Consider the following 20039-nt stretch of genomic DNA (forward strand, 5'->3'; position numbering starts at 1 on the left):
AAGACCCGGCGCCCGCCGGGTCTTTCCGCGTCAGCCGGCCTCGCGCTCGATGTAGCGCAGCGGGATCTCGATCGTCACCTCGGTGCCCTGGCCCGCCAGCGTGTGCCAGTCGATCGAGCCGCTGAGCTCACCCTGGATGAGGGTGCGCACGATCTGCGTGCCCAGCCCCCGTCCGACCTGACCCTCGGGAAGCCCCACGCCGCTGTCGCGGACGCTCACCTCGAGGCGCTCGTCGGTGCGCGACGCGTCGATCTCGACGTCGCCCTCCTTGCCCGCCAGCCCATGCTCGACGGCGTTCGTGACGAGCTCGGTGAGCGCCAGCGCGAGCGGTGTCGCGTACTCGCTGGGCAGCGTGCCGAACGATCCCGTCGTGTGCGTGCGCGCGTGGGTGCCGGCGCCCGCGGCGACCTCGGCGACGAGCTTCAGCACGCGCTGGAACACCTCGTCGAAGTCGACGTTCTGTGCGAGCCCCTGGGCGAGGGTGTCGTGCACGACGGCGATCGCCGACACACGCCGCATCGCCTGGGTGAGCGCTTCGCGCGCCTCCTCGGAGTGGGTACGGCGGGCCTGGATGCGCAGCAGTGAGGCCACCGTCTGGAGGTTGTTCTTGACGCGATGGTGGATCTCGCGGATCGTCGCGTCCTTGGTGATGAGCTCCTGCTCCTGGTGGCGCATCTCGGTGACGTCGCGGCACAGCACGATCGCGCCGATGCGCGTGCCGTGATCGCGCAGCGGAATCGTGCGCAGCGAGATCGTGACGCCCCGGGCGTCGATGTCGGCCCGCCAGGGTGCACGGCCGGTCACCACGAGAGGCAGGGATTCGTCGAACTGGCGCTTCTCCGGCAGGATCGCGGTGACCACCTCGACCAGCGGCACCCCCTCCAGTTCGTCGTCGAACCCGAGCCGGTTGAACGCGGACAGCGCGTTGGGACTCGCGAACGTCGTCATCCCGTCGACGTCGAGGCGGATGAGCCCGTCGGAGGCCCGCGGCGCCCCGCGCCGCGGGCCCGTCGGAGCGGACAGGTCGGGGAAGTCGCCGGAGGCGACCATCCCGAACAGATCGTCGGCGCAGTCGTTGAACGTGATCTGCTGACGCGACGGAGTGCGGGTCTCGCCGAGGTTGGTGTGCCGGGTCAGCACGCCGATCACGTGCGGCTTCTCCCCCGCACGCGCATGCTCGCGCACGATCGGCACGGCGCGCACGCGGGTGGGCGTCTCCTCGAACCAGTCGGGTGAGGCCGAGTCGACGATCTGGCCCCCGGTGAACGCCGCGCGGACCTGCGCGCGCCACTGCGGACGCACCTTCTCGCCGACGATGTCGCGGTAGAACAGCGTCGCCGCTCCCCCGGGCCGGGTGTGCGACACGGCGGTGAACGAGTCGTCGCCGGTCGGCACCCACATCACGACGTCGGCGAAGGCGAGATCGGCGAGCAGCTGGGCGTCGCCGGCGAGGCGATGGAGCCACTCGACGTCGTCCTCGTTCGAGAGGCCCTGGGCGTAGACGAGATCGGTGAGGGTCGACACCCCCTCAGCCTACGGGGCGACTGCGGCGTCGACCGTGACACCACGGGCCCGGGCCCGCCGCCGGGCCGTCCGCTTCGCCGACGGCGGCGGTGAGACCGCCTCCGCCGCCAGTCGCCGCACGGCGAGCGTGAGCGGCGACTTCGGCGCCGTGTCGGCCACCGGGCGACCCGCGAGCAGGGCCGCGTCGACGCTGCGCGGATCCTGCGGGACGAACCAGACATCGCGGATGCCGGCGAAACGCTCGAGCGTGCGCCGCACCTGACCGTGCGCGTCGATGCCGAGGGTGCCGGGGCGAAGCCGGTTCGCCACCACGGCGACCGGCGTCGCGCCGACGGTCGCGCGCAGTTCGGCGTGTGCGCGCAGGAAGCGCGCGATGCCGACGGGGTCCGCCCCGACCACGGCGACGATGAGATCGGCGGCGCGCAGCGTCCCGAGGGTGGCGGCGTTGCGGCGCGGACCGTCGACCAGGTCGCTCACGATCTCCTCGTCGCGTTCCATGCTGTCGGCGACGTCGACGACCGTGTGTGCGGCCCAGTCCCGGCAGACGGCGAGGGCCGCCGTGACCCGCCGCTCGCTGAGCTCCGGCCATCGGGAGGGACGATTCAGTCCGGTGAGGACGTCGATGCGTCCGTCGCCGACGCCGACAGGTGTGCTGATGCGGTCGAGCTCGGCAATGTCAAGGCTGCCGCGCTCGGCCTGTCGGCATGCTGCGGCGAACCCCGGGCCCTCGTCGGCGAGCCCGAGCATGAGCGCGACCGACGGTGCGCGGGTGTCGGCATCCGCGAGGCACACGTGCCTGCCGCCCCGGCTGAGCTCGGCGGCGAGTTCGATCGCGAGTGTGGAGCGCCCCGGTGCTCCGGCCGTGCCCCACACCGCGATGATGCGGGGGCCGGAAGCGGAGTCGTCCGCCGGTCCGGGGCGCGCGGCCGCCGGGGCTGCCGGGGCCGCGAGGGCGTCGACGACTGCCCAGGCGTCGGCGTCGACCGGCAGCTCCGGTCCGATGCCGAACGCCGCGGCGAGGCGCACGTCTGCGTCGCCGGCGCACAGCGGAACGATGCGCACGCCGTTCGCGTCGCATCCGGCGACGAGTTCGGCGGTCAGGGTGCGCCGCGTCACCTCGAGCACGAGCGCGTCGGCGGCGTCGAGGAGGGCGCTCACGGTGCCGTCGACCGGTGCCTCGGGCGGTACGACAGCGGCCACCGCGACCCCGGCGCGTGCGAGGTGCTCGCCGAGGGCCGCCCCGCGGGGCGACGCGACGGCGACGACGACCCCGCTCATCCGTTCCCTCCTCCGGGCACGACCGACAGCGCCGACTCCGCCGAGATCGCCGCAAGGGTCGCCGCGACATCCGCGCGCGGAATCACGAGCTCGAGCGCCGCCTGTCCCCCGCCGATCATCGAATCGTCGCGCGTGACCGTCACCACCGTGGCATTCGGGATGAGGATGCGCGGAGCGTCGTACACCCCGCGGTCCTTCTGCGCGGCGGCCCAGAGCTCGACGACGGCGCCGGCTTTCACACTGCTCGGCACGTCGACGCTGCTGTGCACGACGACGGTCGTCACCTCCGAGTCGGCCGCGGCGATCGTGGCCGAAGCCGGCACGAGTTCGCCCGCCTCAATCGTGCGGGTCGCCACGGTGTCGTCGAGCGCGCCACCGGCTGCGAGGTACGCCTCGGCGCTGTGGCCGAGGGCGACGTCGACGACGGTGAGATCGCCCGCGGTGATCGCCTGGCCGGGCACGATCGTGTGGGCGGCCGCGTAGATCGGAGCGGTCTGCCGCGACAGCGCGACGACGGCCCACACACCCGCGACGGATGCGGCGATGAGCACGATCCCGAGGAAGAACCGCGTGTCGGTCCAGAAGCCGCGGCGGCGCGGACGGGTCGCCGGTCTGCGGTCGCTTCCCGCGCCGTACGGGCCGTCCGCACCACCGGCGCCGCCGGCCGTCGCGCCGGCCCGATCGTCCCAGCCGCCGGCGGCACGGTCGGCGCGGACGGAGTGAGCGCGATCGGCGCCGCCGAAGTGAGCACGGTCGGCGCCGCCGGAGTGAGCACCGTGGAGTGCAGTCATGCCCTCCATCGTGGCCCACCTGCCGCATCGGCGTCGGAAGTTATCCACAGGGTGCGTGGAACGGCGTCGGGCCGAGGCATCCCCGTCATAATCGAGTCATGCCCGATTCCCCCGTTCCCGAGGCACGTCTCGTCGCCCCTGCCCAGGTCGCGGAGGCCCTCGGCGTCTCCGTCGACGAGGTGATCGCCCTGGCGATGGAGGGACAGCTGCGCGGGGTGCGCGTGGGCACGCCGCCGCAGTGGCGGATCGCCGAGGACAGCGTCACCGCCTACCTCGACGAGCAGACCGAGCAGACGCGCCTCATGGCGTTGTGGCGCCAGTCGAACGCGGCGAGCTTCCCCGAGCTGTGGGGCAGGGGGAACGTCCGCCGGCCCGACTGACAGCCGTGAACCTGGTTCCGGCGAACGGACCCGTCAGAGCGTGGCGATCGGGTCTTCCAGCCGCACCCACGCGAGAGCGGCGAACGGCAGGATGCGCAGCCCCGTGATTGCTCCCGCCCGTCGTGGCGTACCCACGTCGTGGAGCGCGAGATCGAGATGGTTGGCGAGGGCACGGTCGATCGTTCCGGCGAGGGCACGGCCCGACCGCGTGCACACGGTCACCGGCAGCCGGCGCCGGGCGAGGTCGCGCAGCACGAAGCCCAGGGTCATCCGTTCGCTGAGCCCACGCGTCGCGGTGCCCGCACCCGCCCGGGCGCTGCGCAGCACGTCTGCCTCCGGCATCCCGATCGCCACGAGCGCATCGCTCGGCACCACCGCCACTCCGCCGCGGACGTCGGCGAGGCTGACCCCGAACCAGTCGGCGCCGACCGCGCTGATCCTGCCCGACAGTGCGCTGCCGTCGACAAGCTCCACGACGAGCGCGGGCGTGTCGTCGACGGCGAGCGCACGCAGTCGTTCGCTCAGCGGCAGGCGGGCGAGACGCAGCCGCTCCGCCTCGGAATCGAGGGCAGCACGCTCGGCCTCCCACTCGGAGTCGAGCTGATCCTCGAGGTCTTCGAAGAAGCGATCCCATCGCACTCCGGTGACAGTACGCGATCACCTCTCGCCGTCAGGAGTTATCCACAGTGAGAGGCTTCTCATGAGGCTGAGAGTTGGCTGTGTGCTCTACTGATTCGCGGGACCTGACGGCCACCGGCGCGAGGATGCGCCGGGCTGTGGGGCCGGGAGACGGGAAGAGGCGGTTCGATGGCGATGGCACAGGGCGCATGGCGGCCCGAACACGACGACCGTGACAGCGATCTGACAGCGCCGGAACACACGTCGGCCAGTTGCCTCCCTGATCCTGATCCGCTGCTGCGAAATCTCACGCAGGGAGTGCTGGAGGTGCTCGCCGGGGTGCGCGATGTCAATCAGCTGGCGCGGTGGATGACGGAGGATGCGTTCCGCTCCCTCGCCATGCGGGCAGCGCTCGCCACGCGCGCCCGGAGTGCACGCGGCGTGACCGCGGTGCGGCCTGTGCACGCCATCCGCTCGGTGCATCGCACCAACCCGGCGGACGGCGTCGTCGAGGCCGTCGTGGTCATCGGCGGTCCCGCTCGCACTCGCGCCGCCGCGATCCGGCTCGAGGGCATGGATCACCGCTGGCGGGCGACCTCCATCGCCCTGCTGTGACTCCTACTGCTTGTACGAGCTCAGGAAGTTCCCGATGCGCTCCACGGCGTCGGCGAGCACGCGCGATTCAGGCAGCGTCACGATCCGGAAGTGGTCGGGCGTCGGCCAGTTGAACCCGGTGCCCTGCACGACCAGCACGTGTTCGGCGACGAGCAGGTCGTAGATGAGCTTGGCGTCGTCGTGGATCTCGTACACGTTCGGGTCGAGCCGGGGGAACGCGTACAGCGCCCCCTGCGGCTTGTAGCAGGTGACGCCGGGGATCGCTTCCAGCCCCTCCCACGCCACGTCACGCTGCTCGTGCAGCCGCCCGGTCGGACCGATCAGCGCATCGATGGACTGCACGCCGCCGAGCGCGGCCGCCACGGCGTGCTGCGCCGGCACGTTCGGGCAGAGGCGCGTCGACGCGAGCAGCGTGATCCCCTCGAGGAACCCGCGCGCGTGCTCCTTGGGACCGGTGATCACGAGCCAGCCGCTGCGGTACCCGGCCACCCGGTACGTCTTCGAGAGGCCGTTGAAGGTCAGGCACAGCAGATCGGGGGCGAGCGTGGCGAGGCTGATGTGCTCGGCCCCGTCGTAAAGGATGCGGTCGTAGATCTCGTCGGCGAGCAGCAGCAGTGAGTGCTCGCGGGCGATGTCGACGATGCCCTGCAGCGTCTCGCGCGTGTACACCGAGCCGGTCGGATTGTTCGGGTTGATCACGACGATCGCCTTGGTGCGCTCGGTGACCTTGCTGCGGATGTCGTCGAGGTCGGGCTGCCAGTCGCCGTCGGGGTCGCAGCGGTAGTGCACGGGCGTGCCACCGCCGAGGCTCGTCATCGCCGTCCAGAGCGGGTAGTCGGGCGACGGGATGAGGACCTCGTCGCCCGTGTCGAGCAGGGCCTGCATCGTCATCGTGATGAGCTCGGACACCCCGTTGCCGAGGAACACGTCGTCGGGGTCGAAGTGGGGGAAACCCGGGATCTGCTCGTAGCGCGAGACGACGGCGCGGCGCGCGGACATGATGCCGCGGCTGTCGCTGTACCCGTGCGCGTACGGCACCGCCTCGATCATGTCGCGGACGATCTGGTACGGGGCGTCGAAACCGAAGATCGCGGGGTTGCCGGTGTTGAGCTTCAGGATCTTGTGGCCGTCGGCCTCCAGGCGGCCTGCCTCGACGAGTGCTGCCCCGCGGATCTCGTAGAGGACGTCTTTGAGCTTGGACGACTGGTCGAGCGGGCGCGGGGTCATCCGTTCAGAATACTGCCCGGACGACCCCGCCTCGTCGCACGCGTCGGATGCGGCTACTTGCGCTTGCCGGCAGCGCGGCGCTCCGCACGGTTCTGCGGCGCGGGGCCGTTGTTCTGGCCGGACGGGGCAGAGGTCGGCTGACCGAACGCCCCGCGGGCGACCGGTTCGGCCGGTGCCTGCTGCGGAGCCTGCTCGCTGGCCGCAGCAGCGGCGGCGGCCGCCTGGCGAAGGCGGTTCGTGGCCGCCTGCTGCACCTGTCCGCGGTCGTTGCGCACCTCGACCTCGCCGATGTCGTTCGACGCGGAGTACTCGAGCCGCTGGTTGTCCTGCGCCGGCGCGACGAGGCCCTTTGCCTCGACATCCAGCTCACCCTCCGCCTCGCGACGCACCTCGACCTCGAGGTTGTAGAGGTAGCCGATCGACTCCTCCTTGATCTGCCCCATCATGGTCTGGAACATCTGGAAGCCCTCGCGCTGGTACTCGACGAGGGGGTCGCGCTGCGCCATCGCGCGCAGGCCGATGCCGTCCTTGAGATAGTCCATCTCATAGAGGTGGTCGCGCCAGCGGCGATCGAGCACCTGCAGCACGACGCGGCGCTCGAGCTCGCGCATGGCAGGCTCGCCGAGCGACTCCTCGCGGCGGTCGTAGGCGATCTTGGCGTCGGAGAGGATCTCGCGCTTGAGGCCCTCCGAGGTGATGCGCCCCTTGGTCCCCGCCTCGGCGACGACCTCGTCGATCGTCACGCTGACCGGGTAGAGCGTCTTCAGCTCGGTCCAGAGTGCGTCGAAGTCCCAGCTCTCGGTGTGGCCGACCGAGGTGTGGTCGTCGATGATCGTGTTGACCGTGTCTTCGATGAAGTGCTGCACGCGGTCGGCGATGTCGTCGCCTTCGAGCATGTGACGGCGGTCGGTGTAGATCGCCTCGCGCTGGCGGTTCAGCACGTCGTCGTACTTCAGGACGTTCTTGCGGATCTCGGCGTTGCGCGCCTCGACCTGCGACTGCGCGCTCTTGATCGCGCGCGAGACCATCTTCGACTCGATCGCCACGTCGTCGGGGAAGTTCGTGCGAGACAGGATGGCCTCGGCGGCGCCGGACTGGAACAGCCGCATGAGGTCATCGGTCAGCGACAGGTAGAAGCGGCTCTCGCCCGGGTCGCCCTGACGGCCCGACCGGCCGCGCAGCTGGTTGTCGATGCGGCGCGACTCGTGACGCTCGGTGCCGAGGACGTAGAGGCCGCCGGCTTCGACGACCGTCGAGGCCTCGGCATCCACCTTCTCCTTGACGGCGGCGTAGACGGCATCCCACTCCGCCTCGTACTCCTCGGGAGTCTCCTCGGGGTCGAGACCCTTGGCCTTCATCTCCTGCACCGCCATGAACTCGGCGTTGCCGCCGAGCATGATGTCGGTGCCGCGGCCGGCCATGTTCGTGGCGACGGTGACGGCGCCGAGGCGACCCGCACGGGCGACGATCTCGGCCTCGCGCGCGTTGTTCTTCGCGTTCAGGACCTCGTGCTTGATGCCCTTCTTCGCGAGCATGCGCGAGAGGTACTCGCTCTTCTCGACGCTCACCGTGCCGACGAGCACCGGCTGTCCGGTGGCGTGGCGTTCGGCGATGTCCTCGACGACCTGCACGAACTTGGCCTGCTCGTTCTTGTAGACGAGGTCGGGCTGGTCCTTGCGGATCATCGGCTTGTTCGTCGGGATCGGCACGACGCCGAGCTTGTACGTCGACATGAACTCGGCGGCCTCGGTCTCGGCGGTGCCGGTCATGCCGGAGAGCTTGTCGTACAGGCGGAAGTAGTTCTGCAGCGTGACGGTGGCGAGCGTCTGGTTCTCGGCCTTGACCGGCACCCCCTCCTTGGCCTCGATGGCCTGGTGGATGCCCTCGTTGTAGCGGCGGCCGACGAGGATGCGGCCGGTGTGCTCGTCGACGATCATGACCTCGTCGTTCATGACGACGTAGTCCGTGTCGCGCTTGAACAGGGCGTTCGCCTTGATCGAGTTGTTGAGGAACGAGATCAGCGGGGTGTTGGCCGACTCGTAGAGGTTGTCGATGCCGAGGTAGTCCTCGACCTTCTCGATGCCCGGCTCGAGCACGCCGACGGTGCGCTTCTTCTCATCGACCTCGTAGTCGACGCCGGCCTCGAGGGTGCGAGCGATCTTGGCGAACTCGGTGAACCAGCGGTTCGCCTCGCCCGACGACGGACCGGAGATGATGAGCGGGGTGCGCGCCTCGTCGATGAGGATGGAGTCGACCTCGTCGACGATCGCATAGAAGTGGCCGCGCTGCACGAGGTCCTGCTTCTGCCACGCCATGTTGTCGCGCAGGTAGTCGAAGCCGAACTCGTTGTTCGTGCCGTACGTGATGTCGGCGTTGTACTGCTCCCGCCGCACCTCGGGCGTCTGCCCGGAGACGATCGTGCCGGTCGTCATGCCGAGCGCGCGGAACACGCGGCCCATCAGCTCCGACTGGTAGCTCGCGAGGTAGTCGTTCACGGTGACGACGTGGACGCCCTTGCCTGCGATCGCGTTGAGGTAGGCGGGGAGGGTCGCGACGAGGGTCTTGCCCTCACCCGTCTTCATCTCGGCGATGTTCCCGAGGTGGAGGGCGGCGCCACCCATGAGCTGCACGTCGTACGGGCGCTGGCCGAGGGTGCGTTTGGCTGCCTCGCGCACGGCGGCGAACGCCTCCGGCATGAGCTTGTCGAGCGACTCGCCGTTCTCGTAGCGCTCGCGGAAGTGCGCCGTCTCGCCTCGCAGGTCGTCGTCCGTGAGCGCCGCGTACTCGTCTTCGAGGGCGTTCACGGCCTTCACGACCTGGCCGAGCCGCCGTAGGAGGCGGCCCTCACCGGCGCGAAGCAGTTTCTCGAGGGGGTTGGCCACGGAGGATCTCCATCTATCGGGTCAGCGTGCGGCGGGCTCGCGCCCGGGCACATCCACCCATGTTATCCATCGGCCGCCTTTGAGGTGGCTGGCAGATCGGCTCCTCAGCCGCCGTGCGGAGGGAAGGCGACGACGGATGCCTCGACCCCGCGCTGCTCACTCCCCCGACGAATACACCGAGATGGGTTCGGCCGCCCGTGGCTGCATCCCGGCGATGATCGCGATCACACCGAGTCCGATGACGGCAGCCACACGGAACAACGGCGTCACGCTCATGATGATCGAAGCACCAGCCGGGGTTGAGAAGACGAATGGCATGTACTGCAGCGCTGCCGGCACGACGCACAGCACGAGCGCCGCCGTCGGTGCCCAGCGGAACGCGCGCGGGATCGCATCGGCCCGCCACACCTGCACGACCGCCACCAGCGAAAATACGACTGGGATCAGCCCGATCGCCACCGAGGTGAGAACCGCGCCGGCGAGGTCACCGGGCCCATCGCCGTCCGCGAAGACCGGAAGCGCCGGTACCGCGACAGTGGCGACCAAGGGCCACACGCCAAGCGCGCAGAGCGCCACGACACCGAGCCCACGGCGCGCGACGACGCTGTCGCGCCCGAATGCGAACAACACGAGCGCTGCGCACCACAGCAGTTTCTCCAGATAGCCCAGCGCGACGGACAGGCCGATCGCCACCGTGGATTGCCAGAGGAGCCCGGGCACCACGCTGGCCGTCAGGCAGATGCCGCCCCACACCCAGGTCGGACGGACGACGCGAGGCGACTGCGACTCTGGAGCAGGAGCATCCATGCCGTCACGTTATCGGCTCGTGCCGTCCTCCGCCGGTCCAGCGGAGGCGAAAACTCCGAGGGAGGACGAGCGTGGTGATTTTCACCTGCCTCCGTGCCGTCTCCTCCCTCGGTGCCGGCTCTGAGCCGCGCCGACGCCTGAATTCGCGACACGCCAGCGACGGCTGACGCATCCGCGTTTCTCAGTATGTATATACTCGGCAATTACATACTCGGAATGCACCGAAGGAGACGCGGATGTCGGTCAAACAGAGCCTGCTGGCGATCCTGGATCAGGGTCCGTGCTACGGATACCAGCTGCGGCACGAGTTCGACCGGCGCACCGGCTCGACGTGGCCCCTCAACGTCGGGCAGATCTACAACACGCTCGAGCGCCTCGAGCGCGACGGGCTCGTCGCGAAGGGCGAGGTCGACGAGCAGGGGCACGTGTTCTTCGAGATCACGGATGCCGGGATGGCGGAGGTCCGTTCCTGGCTCGACTCCCCCGTCGAGCGCGGTCAGGGAACCCGCGACGAGCTCGCGATCAAGCTCGCCCTCGCCGCGACGCTTCCCGGCGTGGACGTCGCCGAGGTGATCCAACGGCAGCGCCGAGCGTCGCTCGCGCAGCTGCAGGAGCTGAACCGCGCGAAGTACGCCGGCTCCGATCCCGACGGGCCTGAGGAGCTGGCGTGGTCGCTCGTGGTCGATTCGATGATCTTCGCGGCGGAGGCCGAGGTGCGCTGGCTCGACCACACCGAGCAGCGGCTGGCGCTGCATCCCCGGCACGCCCTGGCATTGGAGCTGTCGACCGAGAGGCCGAAGCGAGGCCGGCCGGCGGCGGCCCCGGCCGCCGGGCGAGCGCAGCGGGTCGAGCCGACGGGAGTCTCACGATGAGCGAATCGGTGCTGCGCCTGGTCGGCGTCACGCAGCAGTACGGCGTCGGTGAGACATCCGTGTCGGCCCTGTCCGGCGTCGACCTCGAGGTGGCGCGCGGCGAACTCGTCGCGATCATGGGCGCGTCGGGGTCGGGCAAGTCGACGCTGCTGTCGATCGCCGGCGGGCTGCAGCATCCCACCTCCGGCGAGGTCATCGTCGAGGGGCGTCACCTCTCCACCGTGTCGCCGCGCGAACTCGCGTTGCTGCGGCGGCGTTCCCTGGCGGGCGGGACATCCGGATCAGCGAGTGGACGTATGCGGGTCTGACAGCGTACAGCGACGCATCCAGCGCGTACATGTCCGGGAGCGGGAATGCCGCGGACCTGCCGACGCCGGTGCGATCGCACGAGCTGCCGGTCGCCGTCTTCACCGGCACGCACGCCCAGTCCCAGATCCAGTTGGTGATCACGCCGGCGACCGCCCGAACGCTCGGCATGCCGCTCGTCCCGCAGATGCTGTACGGCGCCTATTCCGAGCCGCCGTCCACGGCCACCATGGATGCGCTCACGCTCGCTGCCGACAACACGCGGGTGGGGGGAGGCTCCCTTTCAGTCGCGATCGAGAAGGGGCCGGATCCGATCAGTCCCGTCCTGTGGGCGATCTCCGCGGGCGCGATGGTGCTCGTGCTCGGCGCCGGCGCCGTATGTCTCGGCTTGGCGCGGTTCGAACGACGGCCCGACGACGCGACACTCGCTGCCGTCGGCGCGAACGACTCCGTCCGGCGCGGCATCAACGCGTGGCAGGCACTGATCGTGGTGGGCATCGGCACCGTCGTGGGAACGGCGGCCGCGCTCATCCCGGCCTGGGGGATCACGCAGACGAGCCAGGACTACATGTACTTCGCCGACGTCCCGTGGCCGTGGCTCACGCTCCTCGCGATCGGGCTTCCCGTCGCCATCGCACTGGTGGCCTGGCTCGTGCCTCCCCGGAAGCCGGACCTCACCCGCCGCACCGCGATCGCGTAGCCGGACGAGGGGCGGAGACCTGCGGAAAGGCGGAGCCTTCGGCCGGATTCGCTCCGCCTTTCGCGAGATCTCCGTCCTTCGCGAGGCCGCGGGCGCCGCAGCCCTTACTTCGCGGTCACGGCGAACAGACCGTGGGCGCCGCGCTCGGCGTCGATCATGTAGTGCGACACGAACGGGTAGTGGCCAGCCTCGGGGAACGTCAGCTCGACGAACCCGCCCTGCGCCGGTGCGAGCGCGAGGGCCTGCGAACCCGTCGTCTCCGAGCGGTTCAGCAGGTATCGTCCCTCGCTCCACACCGTGTCGAACTGCCCGCCCACCACATGGAAGCTCGACGCGCGGTCGGGCCCGGCATCCAGCACCCACACGCGCACCCGCTCCCCCACGGCCGCCGTCAACGGCGCGTGGTCGTACTGGTCGGCGTATCCGTTGAACACGACGAGATCGGGCTTGTCGTCAGCGATCTTGCCGGTGTCGACCTCCCCGCCGTCGTGCGAGCCCAGGTAGTACTCCCCCTGCACCAGCACGTATGAGCGATCCACCGCGGGCAGATCCTTCGGCTCGATCACGACGGCCCCGTACATGCCGTTCGCGATGTGCGCCGTCATCGGCATCGTCGAGCAGTGGTACATCCAGATCCCGGCGCGGCCGGCCGTGAACGTGTAGGTGAGTCTCTCGCCCGGCGCGATCGTCCGCATCGGCTCGTCCGGCGCGACCTCCCCGGCGTGGAAGTCGATCGAGTGGCCCATCGTGCCCTTGTTCACGAGCGTCACGACGAACGTGTCGCCCACCCGCCCGTGCAGCACCGGCCCGGGTGCCGTGCCGTTGTACACCCACAGCGTCTGCGTGACGCCGGGGGCGACCTCGATCTTCTTATCCGTCACCGTCATCGTGACGCGACGGGTCACCGGACGACCGGCCTCTGCCAGCGGTGCGAGCGTGGCGTCGTACGGACGGAACCCCGCGCTCGGCGTCGCGCTCGCGCCGTCATCCATCCCCGGCATCCCCGGCATCGAGGGCATGGCGCTCGCGCTCGGCGCCGGCGCAGCCGCCCCACCCGGGGCGCCCGTCACGACGATCGTCAGGGTCATCCCCATCTGCCGGTGTCCGACGACCGAGCACCACCCGTCGACGTCGCTCGTGATCACGCCGGCGTCGATCGTCTCGCTCCTGCCCGGGGCGAGCCGAGCGCCCGCCACGCCGTTCGCGAGCACGAGGTCGTGCACCTGGCTGACGTCGGTGTTCGTGAGCTCGATCTTCAGCCGCGTGCCGGAGGGCACCTCGATGCGGTTCGGCGCGAACCTCATGTTCGCCGCGCTCACCTGCACGACCTTCACCGGCGCGTTCGGGTCGCCCGCCGCAGGAGCTCCCCCGCCGAGCGGGAGCGGATCCACGGCGACGCAGACCGCGACGGCGAGCACGACCGCGAGCAGCCCCGCGACCGCCTGCCCGGCCCGCCCTCGTCCGGTGCCCTCGGGCACGATGGGCCCGTGGCCGTGCTCGGCGAGGGTCGCGCCGGCCGCCTTTCCGCGCCGCTGCGCGCGCATCCCGAGCAGCATCATCACGAGGAACGACGCGACGGCCACGAAGTACAGCAGCGACGCCACCACGCGCATGAGGCTCGTGACCGGCAGCGCGCACACCACGAGCGCCGCGTTCGCCGTCGTCACCCGCAGCGGGCCGAGCCGGTCGAATGCCGCCGTCCCGATGCGCACCGGTGTCGGACCGCCGGCGAGCACGACGGGGATGAGGTAGCTCAGCGCGCCGATGAGCACCTGCGCGGCGAATCCCGCCGCGAGGAACGGCACGATGGCGTCGAGCGACTCCTGCACCCCGGCGAGCCCGGCGCCGTTCAGGACGCTCGCCACGATTCCGACGATGAAGGCGACGACGCATCCGACCCACCACAGGAACGCCGTGCCGACCGACATCGCGGCGAAGCTGCGCGGCGGCGACTGCCGCGCAGCGCGCGCGAGTGAGACCGCGATGATCCCGAGGCCCGCGGCGTAGCCGACGAGGCCGACGGCGAGAACCGGCAGCCATCCTCCCGCCGCGCCGACCGCCGCGACGAGCACCCCGGTGGCGAGCACCGGTAGCGCGCGGGCGGCTCCGGCCGCAGCGTGCTCGTCGGCACGCGTGCGCAGGATCGTCGGCCAGAGCGTCACGAGCGTCCCGGCGACGGTCAGGCCGACCCACCCCAGCACGTTCAGCAGCGCGTGCGCGAGGACGAGGTTCGCCGACGCGTCGTCGTGCGCGAGCCACGCCCCGAGCGCCGCACCGAGCGGCAGCATCGCCGCGGCGGCGATGTAATAGCGGATCGTCCGACCGAACCGGCCGGGCAGGCTCCGCCGCGACCGGGCATAGAGGCTGGCGCCATGCCAGATGACGGCGAGGATGAGGGATGCGGCGCCCACCGCCGTGAGCACCCAGACACGAGTCGGCACCCCGAGGATCACGAGGAGCGCTCCGCCGTTCGACAGCAGCAGCCGGATCGTCTGCCGCCTGCGATCGCGCACGGTGGGTGCACTGCGCAGCAGCGCATACGAGAAGTACTGACTCCACACGAGGATCGCGTGCGTGATCGCACCGAGCAGCAGTAGGTGGATCATGAGCCACCGCGGCTCGGGAAGCGCACGATGGGCGATCACCGCCGCGACGACGAGCAGCAGCCAGACGAGGGTCGGGATGTCGCGCAGCGCCCAGAATCCGCGATTCGGCGCCTTGTCGTCGGGGCGGACTGTCGGGGCGGTCATTCGTCTCCTCGGGTGGGGATCGTGCGGACACGGGCAGCGGCGCGGTCATTCGACGGAGCTGTGGCGGCGGCCCTCGCCGGGCGCTTCACGGGGCCGAGGACGGCACTCGCCACGGCGACGACGACGAACAGCAGCAGCCCGGCGACGCCGAGCACGCCGCCGATCTGCCATCCGGCGGGCCGGCCGAGCGCGTCGCCGATCCACAGGCGCACGACGAGGCTGAGCTGGACGAGCGCGGCCGGCACCCAGAACGCCGCGCGATACGGCAGCGCGATGTGCAGCACGGCGGGGAGGATCGTCGTCGCGTGCGCCATGATCATCGAGATCGTGTACCCGAGGAACACGGCATGCACCACGGCGTCGTAGACCGGCTGCGCCGCCGGCTCGCCGAACAGCAGCGCGACACCGGCGACCGCGAGCCACGCATAACCGGCGAGGATGCACGCCGCCATGTACCTGCTCGCCCCCTGCGCCCGGATCGTACGCCGGGCGACATCGTGCTCGAGGAGCCAGCCGACGAGCGCGAGAAGAGCGAGCCCGAGGAGGATCGCGCCGGCATCCGGGAAGGGGATCCCCACGACAAGCGCCCCGGCGATCGTCCACCCGTGCACGAGCAGCCGGGTGCCCGCCCGCGGACCCATCGTGATGCGTGCGAGCTCGACCCGCTCGGCCGCGATCGTGAGCACGACGAAGCCGATGAGCCACGGCAGCACGCGGTCGAGGCTGCTCTGGCCGAGCCAGATCACGGCGCCGGCGAGGCCGACGCCCGCCCCGAGCAGCTGCACGAGCAGCGCCGCGTCGTACTGGCGGCGCCACAGCGGCACGTAGACCAGCACGAAGGCCGCCATGCCCGCGGTGAGAAGGGCCTTCGCCGCCAGGAGCGGAACCGCGTCCGCCAGCAGAGCGATGCCGCCGAGGCCGAGCAGTGCCGGCGCCGTGAAACCGAACCATCTCCCCAGCGCCGTCGCCCGCTCGAGGGCGATGAGCGTGCCGACGAACCCCAGCACCATAAGCGGGCCGTGCACCTCGGGCAGACGCACGGTCGTGACGGGAGCCGGGAGCGCGAGCAGCAGGAGCGCCGCGTCGAGTCCCGCGAGCAGCGAGAGGCCCGCTGGCAGGATCCAGACCAGACGCCACGAGGGACGCCGGCGCGACGCGGCGCTCACCGTGCTGCCCGCAGGCGCAGAGTGCACTCCCCCGGCCCGGTGAACGGCACGAGATCGCTCTCGGAGTCGTCGCCGCGGGCGCGCAGAACCCCGTCGATCATGCCGCGGTGCACCGCGCACACGATCTCGGGATGCCGCGTCGCAGCCTCGATGAGCGGGCAGCGTCGCAGCAGCACGACGTCGCCGGCGGCGGTCGGCGCGAAGCCCTGCTCCTCCATCACGCCGATGACGGTCTGGTTCGCCGTTCCCGCCTCGTCGATGCGGGATGCCGCGATCTGCGCACCCCATTCGGCTCCGGCTGCCCGGGCGTGCGCGATCGCGTCGTCGCCGGAGCGGGCGAGGGTCTCGGCGAGAGCGGAGGCGAGACCGGCGTACGGGTTGACGGCATCAGGCCGCACGGCCTGCCAGAGCCAGGCGGGCCGGCCTCGGCCCGAGATCTGCTGGCGCTCGCGGTGCAGGTACCCATCGTCGCGCAGCTGCTCGAGGTGCGCGCGGACGGTGTTCTCGTGCAGACCGGATGCGGTGACCAGCGCGGCCGTCGACACCGGCGCCGTCTGCGCCTCCACCATGCGCAGCAGCATCTCCCGGGTCGACGAGTGGCGCCGGCCGGCCGCGGTACGCCGACGGTCGCCGGGACGGATCCTGCTCTCCGGGCGCACCGCGCGATTTTCCACGGAAACAAGTGTAATAAACTCGGAGGCGGATTCACACATCCGCACAGACAGGAGCGTTCCATGGCGAGCATCGAGATCCACCGTTCCCGCGACGAGGCCGTCGAGCAGAACGCCGACAACCCGACGTTCGGGTGCACGTGCGGCGAGCAGGACGAGGAGCTGCCCGAGCTCGACGTGCAGACGATCCCGCACGCGATCCGCCACGCTGCGATCTTCGGAGCGATCGACGCGCTGAAGCCGAGCGCCGCGCTCATCATCTCGGCCACGCACAACCCGCTCCCGCTGCTCAGCCAGCTGCAGGCGCGCCACGGCGACGCCTACGCGACGCGCTACCTGGACGAGGGCCCGGAGCGCTGGCGCATCCTCATCCGTCGCACCGCCTGAGCCCGTCCACCGGTCGCCGCTCGGCGTCGATTCCGGGCGGAGTCATCTCCGCTGAGCCCGCGGCGTCGGCCCTGCGGCGACGAGGCTCCGACGCACAGCCGCTTGCGAGCGGAGGGCTCTAGGATCCCCCCATGAGTGGATTCTGGGGCCGACGCCGGCGCGACGTGATCACCGGTGAGGATGCGGAGCTCGGCCGCCGTGCCGACGCTGCGCTGATCGCGGCGGACGAGCGCGTGCGCCTGACCGCCGACGAACTGGTGTTCGCCGCAGCCGAGCTCGGCGACGAGGCGACGCAGCCGCTCCGCGAGGCGCTCGCGAGCGTGCGGCACCACCTCGGCGAGGCCTTCCAGCTCAATCAGCTCAACCACGACGAGATCCCCGACACCCCCGAGGAGCTCCGCACCCGCAACGCCCGCATCGTGCAGCTCTGCGAGTGGGCGGAGAACCTCATCGAAGAGCGGATGGGCGCCCTGTCCGACCGCATCGCGCACGCGCGCCAGGCCCCGCAGATCCTCGCCCAGGTGCAGCGCGACACGGCCGACCTGCGTGAGCGCATCGCCCCCGCCCGCGTCACGGTGGAGCGGCTCGCCGCGCGCTACGCCGAGAGCGCCATGCGCCGGATCGACGGCAACCCCGCGGAGGCCGAACAGCTGCTCGGGTTCGCCGAGCACAGCGCCCGTGTGGCGCACGAGCGGCGGGAGGCGGGTCAGCGGGAGCCGGCGAATGTGGCTCTCGAGGCGGCGACCGAAGCAGTGCGCCGCGCCCGTACGCTCCTCGAGGCGGTGGACGGGTTCGAGATCGAGGCGCTCCGCGCCGAATCGACCCTCGGCGCGATCATCGAGGACTCCCGGAACGACCTCGTCGCCGCCCGCACGGCGCCGCAGACGCCGGACGTGCGCGCCGCCGCCGAGCGACTCGCCGGCGATCTCGCCGCGCTGCCGGCCGCCGGCGTGAACGCGGATCCGTTCGCTCATCTCAACGCGCTGCGCGAGTCGAACAGCGCGCTCGACGCCGCTGTGGACGTTGCGCGCGAGCGCGCGGCGCATCCGCTGCCCAGCCCGGAGCAGGTGCGCAACGCGATCGACGACGCCGATCGGCAGCTGGCGATCGGCCGCGATCTCATCGGCGGTCATCGCGGCTGGATCGGCGCGGACGCGCGCACCCGGCTCGCCGAGGCGGAGCGGCTGCGCGACGAGCTCGCCCGGCTGATCGGACCGGACGCCGCGCTGGGCGCACAGCCCGTCGCGGAGGACCGGCGCGAGCAGGCGCTCGCCCTTGCCCGACGGGTCGCCTACCTCGCCGCGGAGTCGCTGCAGCTGGCCCAGCGCGACATCGACGTGGCCCGGCCCCGGAACGACGGCGGATGGGGCGATGGCGGCTGGGGGCAGGGCCCGCGGCGCGGGGGCGGCGGGGATGCGCTCGGCGGCATCCTCGGCGGCCTCGTCATCGGCAGCATCCTCGGCGACTTCTTCGACTGACACGAAGCGGGCGGCCGAGGATCCTCGACCGCCCGCCGCGCCTGCGGTTCAGGAGACGAGCTGTGCGCTCGGGGGCGCCTGCGTCGTCAGCGAGATGACCCCGTAGTCCCAGCCCTTGCGGCGATACACGACGCTCGGGTGGTCGGTGCGCGCGTCGATGAACAGGAAGAAGTCGTGCCCCACCAGCTCCATGCGGTCCACGGCGTCCTCGACCGTCATCCACTCGGCGTCGAACCGCTTCGTGCGGATCACGACCGGGGTGTAGTCGGCTTCCTCCTCGGCACCGGTCACGATCGGGACCTCGCCGGTCGCGACGGCGCGCAGCACGTCGGCTGAGACAGGTTGCAGGTCGACGCCGCTGAGCGAGCCGGTGCCCTTGTCGAGCTTCGCGCCCCGAGGGTGGCGGCGCCCGTCGACGCGCTTCTCCTTCGCGCGGCGGACCTGTTCGGCGAGTTTGTCGACGGCGAGGTCGAGCGCCGTGAACTTGTCGCCGTCGACCGCCTCGGCACGGACGATCGGGAGTCCCTTGCCGGTGAGGGTGAGCTCCACGGTGGAGTCTTCGCGGTCGCCGTTGTGATAGGCGCGATGCGTCACCTTGACGTCGAGTGCCTGCGCGCGAGGCGCGAGGTTCGCGATGCGGGCGGACTTGTCCTCGACAACGGTGCGGAGCCGATCCGAAACGCTCACGCCCACGCCGACGATGCTGGTTTCCATCCCTGACCTCCTTGTTCCGGTCCTCCCGGCCAAGGGCGGACCTGAGTCGCCTTCTTGTCCCCCACCGTAGTCGGCGCTTCCCGTACTGTCACCCTCCGTTCCCGATCCGTCTGCCCAGCCGTCTCCTCCGCGTCACCAGCCGCTGCGACGCCGGCGCGGGGTCGCCGCCACGGTGGCGGCTCCCACCACTCGCGCACCCGCCGCTCTCACCGCGCGCGCCGCCTCGGCGAGCGTCGCACCCGTCGTGCTGACGTCGTCGACGAGGATCACCGCCCGTCCGGCGAGAGCCGACGGATGCGTCACCGCCATGCTCCCCGCGACATTGACTTCGCGCGCCCGACGACCGAGCGCCCGCTGATCGGCGACGGGTCGCGCAGCGCGCAGCAGTCGCTGCGGCTCCAGGCCCGCGCGGCGCGCGAGAAGCTCGGCCACGCGGTAGCCCCGTCGACGCATGGCCGCCCGCGACGTCGGCACCGGCACGATCACCGCACCGGGTGCGTCGAGCGCCACGACCGCCGCGGCGAGCGCCGGCGCGAGGGATCGCGCGAACGCGGTGCGGCCCTGCTCCTTCAGGGCTCGCAGCACCCGGGCGGGTACCCCGTCGAACACCAGGCCGCTGCGCAGCGGCACTCCGTCGACCTCGCCGGCGACCACGCGCGGCCGCAGCTGCCCGCGACAGCTCGCGCACAGCGCCGCGTCGAGAGCCCCGCATCCCGCACACGCATCCGGGAACACGAGCGAGAGCGCCTCGGCGAGCGCGTCCTGCGCGAGGCGGCGGAGGTCGTCGTATGCGGCGGTGTCGGAGCTCATCCTCCGATCATCGGCGGCCACCCGCCCCTCGAGCGGCCCCGGCGACGCATCCGTGCACGACTG

The 20039-nt window shown here is 71.2% G+C and carries 19 protein-coding genes; 7 read left to right on the top strand and 12 right to left on the bottom strand.

The features are described from left to right. Positions 1 to 30 precede the first annotated feature (30 nt). The 3 genes from AC3RX1_RS00460 to AC3RX1_RS00470 are packed head-to-tail and all read right to left on the bottom strand — an operon-like array spanning position 31 to position 3593. Positions 31 to 1524, bottom strand: a complete 1494-nt coding sequence (locus AC3RX1_RS00460; protein ID WP_491499262.1) for a sensor histidine kinase — start codon at positions 1522 to 1524, stop codon at positions 31 to 33. Between the two features lie 9 nt (positions 1525 to 1533). Continuing rightward, entirely contained in the window at positions 1534 to 2802 is a 1269-nt protein-coding gene (locus AC3RX1_RS00465; protein ID WP_491499263.1) for a CpaE/TadZ family protein, read from the bottom strand. Then, entirely contained in the window at positions 2799 to 3593 is a 795-nt protein-coding gene (locus AC3RX1_RS00470) for an SAF domain-containing protein (protein WP_491499264.1), read from the bottom strand. The genes AC3RX1_RS00465 and AC3RX1_RS00470 overlap by 4 nt, the downstream gene beginning before the upstream one ends. Positions 3594 to 3691: 98 nt before the next feature. On the opposite strand from AC3RX1_RS00470, the gene AC3RX1_RS00475 reads away from it, so the two are divergent. Beyond that, positions 3692 to 3973 (top strand): helix-turn-helix domain-containing protein, encoded by a 282-nt coding sequence (locus AC3RX1_RS00475; RefSeq protein ID WP_491499265.1) that lies wholly within the window; start codon positions 3692 to 3694, stop codon positions 3971 to 3973. Between the two features lie 33 nt (positions 3974 to 4006). On the opposite strand, the gene AC3RX1_RS00480 is transcribed toward AC3RX1_RS00475, so the two are convergent. Then, a complete protein-coding gene (locus tag AC3RX1_RS00480; RefSeq protein WP_491499266.1) occupies positions 4007 to 4612 on the bottom strand; it encodes a hypothetical protein in 606 nt (201 codons plus the stop codon). A gap of 168 nt (positions 4613 to 4780) precedes the next feature. On the opposite strand from AC3RX1_RS00480, the gene AC3RX1_RS00485 reads away from it, so the two are divergent. After that, positions 4781 to 5206: an Rv3235 family protein gene (locus tag AC3RX1_RS00485; protein WP_491499267.1), complete on the top strand. Its 426-nt coding sequence runs from the start codon at positions 4781 to 4783 to the stop codon at positions 5204 to 5206. 3 nt (positions 5207 to 5209) lie between these two features. On the opposite strand, the gene AC3RX1_RS00490 is transcribed toward AC3RX1_RS00485, so the two are convergent. The 3 genes from AC3RX1_RS00490 to AC3RX1_RS00500 all read right to left on the bottom strand — a co-directional run bounded on the left by AC3RX1_RS00490 (position 5210) and on the right by AC3RX1_RS00500 (position 10008). Continuing rightward, complete coding sequence (locus tag AC3RX1_RS00490; protein WP_491499268.1) at positions 5210 to 6433, bottom strand: pyridoxal phosphate-dependent aminotransferase; 1224 nt, start codon at positions 6431 to 6433, stop codon at positions 5210 to 5212. 53 nt (positions 6434 to 6486) lie between these two features. After that, a complete protein-coding gene (gene secA, locus AC3RX1_RS00495) occupies positions 6487 to 9315 on the bottom strand; it encodes a preprotein translocase subunit SecA (RefSeq protein WP_491499269.1) in 2829 nt (942 codons plus the stop codon). Between the two features lie 156 nt (positions 9316 to 9471). Then, positions 9472 to 10008 (bottom strand): hypothetical protein, encoded by a 537-nt coding sequence (locus AC3RX1_RS00500; protein ID WP_491499270.1) that lies wholly within the window; start codon positions 10006 to 10008, stop codon positions 9472 to 9474. A 350-nt stretch (positions 10009 to 10358) separates the two neighbouring features. Between AC3RX1_RS00500 and AC3RX1_RS00505 the strand changes: the two genes are divergently transcribed. Genes AC3RX1_RS00505 through AC3RX1_RS00515 form a run of 3 tightly spaced genes read left to right on the top strand, consistent with a single transcriptional unit; the run spans position 10359 to position 12000 of the window. After that, positions 10359 to 10994, top strand: a complete 636-nt coding sequence (locus AC3RX1_RS00505) for a PadR family transcriptional regulator (protein WP_491499271.1) — start codon at positions 10359 to 10361, stop codon at positions 10992 to 10994. Continuing rightward, positions 10991 to 11302: an ATP-binding cassette domain-containing protein gene (locus tag AC3RX1_RS00510; RefSeq protein WP_491499272.1), complete on the top strand. Its 312-nt coding sequence runs from the start codon at positions 10991 to 10993 to the stop codon at positions 11300 to 11302. Before AC3RX1_RS00505 ends, AC3RX1_RS00510 begins: the two co-directional genes overlap by 4 nt. 29 nt (positions 11303 to 11331) lie before the next feature. After that, a complete protein-coding gene (locus AC3RX1_RS00515) occupies positions 11332 to 12000 on the top strand; it encodes an FtsX-like permease family protein (protein WP_491499273.1) in 669 nt (222 codons plus the stop codon). Positions 12001 to 12104: 104 nt separating this feature from the next. Here the strand turns inward: AC3RX1_RS00515 and AC3RX1_RS00520 are convergent, their stop codons facing one another. Genes AC3RX1_RS00520 through AC3RX1_RS00530 form a run of 3 tightly spaced genes read right to left on the bottom strand, consistent with a single transcriptional unit; the run spans position 12105 to position 16590 of the window. Beyond that, positions 12105 to 14750: a multicopper oxidase domain-containing protein gene (locus tag AC3RX1_RS00520; protein ID WP_491499274.1), complete on the bottom strand. Its 2646-nt coding sequence runs from the start codon at positions 14748 to 14750 to the stop codon at positions 12105 to 12107. After that, a complete protein-coding gene (locus AC3RX1_RS00525) occupies positions 14747 to 15916 on the bottom strand; it encodes a DUF8744 domain-containing protein (protein WP_491499275.1) in 1170 nt (389 codons plus the stop codon). The genes AC3RX1_RS00520 and AC3RX1_RS00525 overlap by 4 nt, the downstream gene beginning before the upstream one ends. Next, on the bottom strand, positions 15913 to 16590 hold the full coding sequence (locus tag AC3RX1_RS00530) for a helix-turn-helix transcriptional regulator (protein WP_491499276.1): 678 nt from the start codon (positions 16588 to 16590) through the stop codon (positions 15913 to 15915). Before AC3RX1_RS00530 ends, AC3RX1_RS00525 begins: the two co-directional genes overlap by 4 nt. Positions 16591 to 16650: 60 nt before the next feature. Here AC3RX1_RS00530 and AC3RX1_RS00535 point away from each other — a divergent pair, with 60 nt between their 5' ends. Together AC3RX1_RS00535 and AC3RX1_RS00540 are read left to right on the top strand one after the other, a co-directional pair. Continuing rightward, on the top strand, positions 16651 to 16974 hold the full coding sequence (locus tag AC3RX1_RS00535; RefSeq protein ID WP_491499277.1) for a DUF2249 domain-containing protein: 324 nt from the start codon (positions 16651 to 16653) through the stop codon (positions 16972 to 16974). A gap of 131 nt (positions 16975 to 17105) precedes the next feature. Continuing rightward, positions 17106 to 18452 (top strand): hypothetical protein, encoded by a 1347-nt coding sequence (locus AC3RX1_RS00540; RefSeq protein WP_491499278.1) that lies wholly within the window; start codon positions 17106 to 17108, stop codon positions 18450 to 18452. Between the two features lie 48 nt (positions 18453 to 18500). On the opposite strand, the gene hpf is transcribed toward AC3RX1_RS00540, so the two are convergent. Further along, the gene (hpf, locus tag AC3RX1_RS00545; RefSeq protein ID WP_491499279.1) at positions 18501 to 19166 is read right to left on the bottom strand and encodes a ribosome hibernation-promoting factor, HPF/YfiA family; all 666 of its coding nucleotides are present in this window, start codon (positions 19164 to 19166) and stop codon (positions 18501 to 18503) included. Positions 19167 to 19298: 132 nt separating this feature from the next. Beyond that, positions 19299 to 19976 (bottom strand): ComF family protein, encoded by a 678-nt coding sequence (locus AC3RX1_RS00550; RefSeq protein ID WP_491499280.1) that lies wholly within the window; start codon positions 19974 to 19976, stop codon positions 19299 to 19301. Positions 19977 to 20039 lie beyond the last annotated feature (63 nt).

The sequence above is a fragment of the Microbacterium altimontanum genome (genome assembly GCF_058349865.2).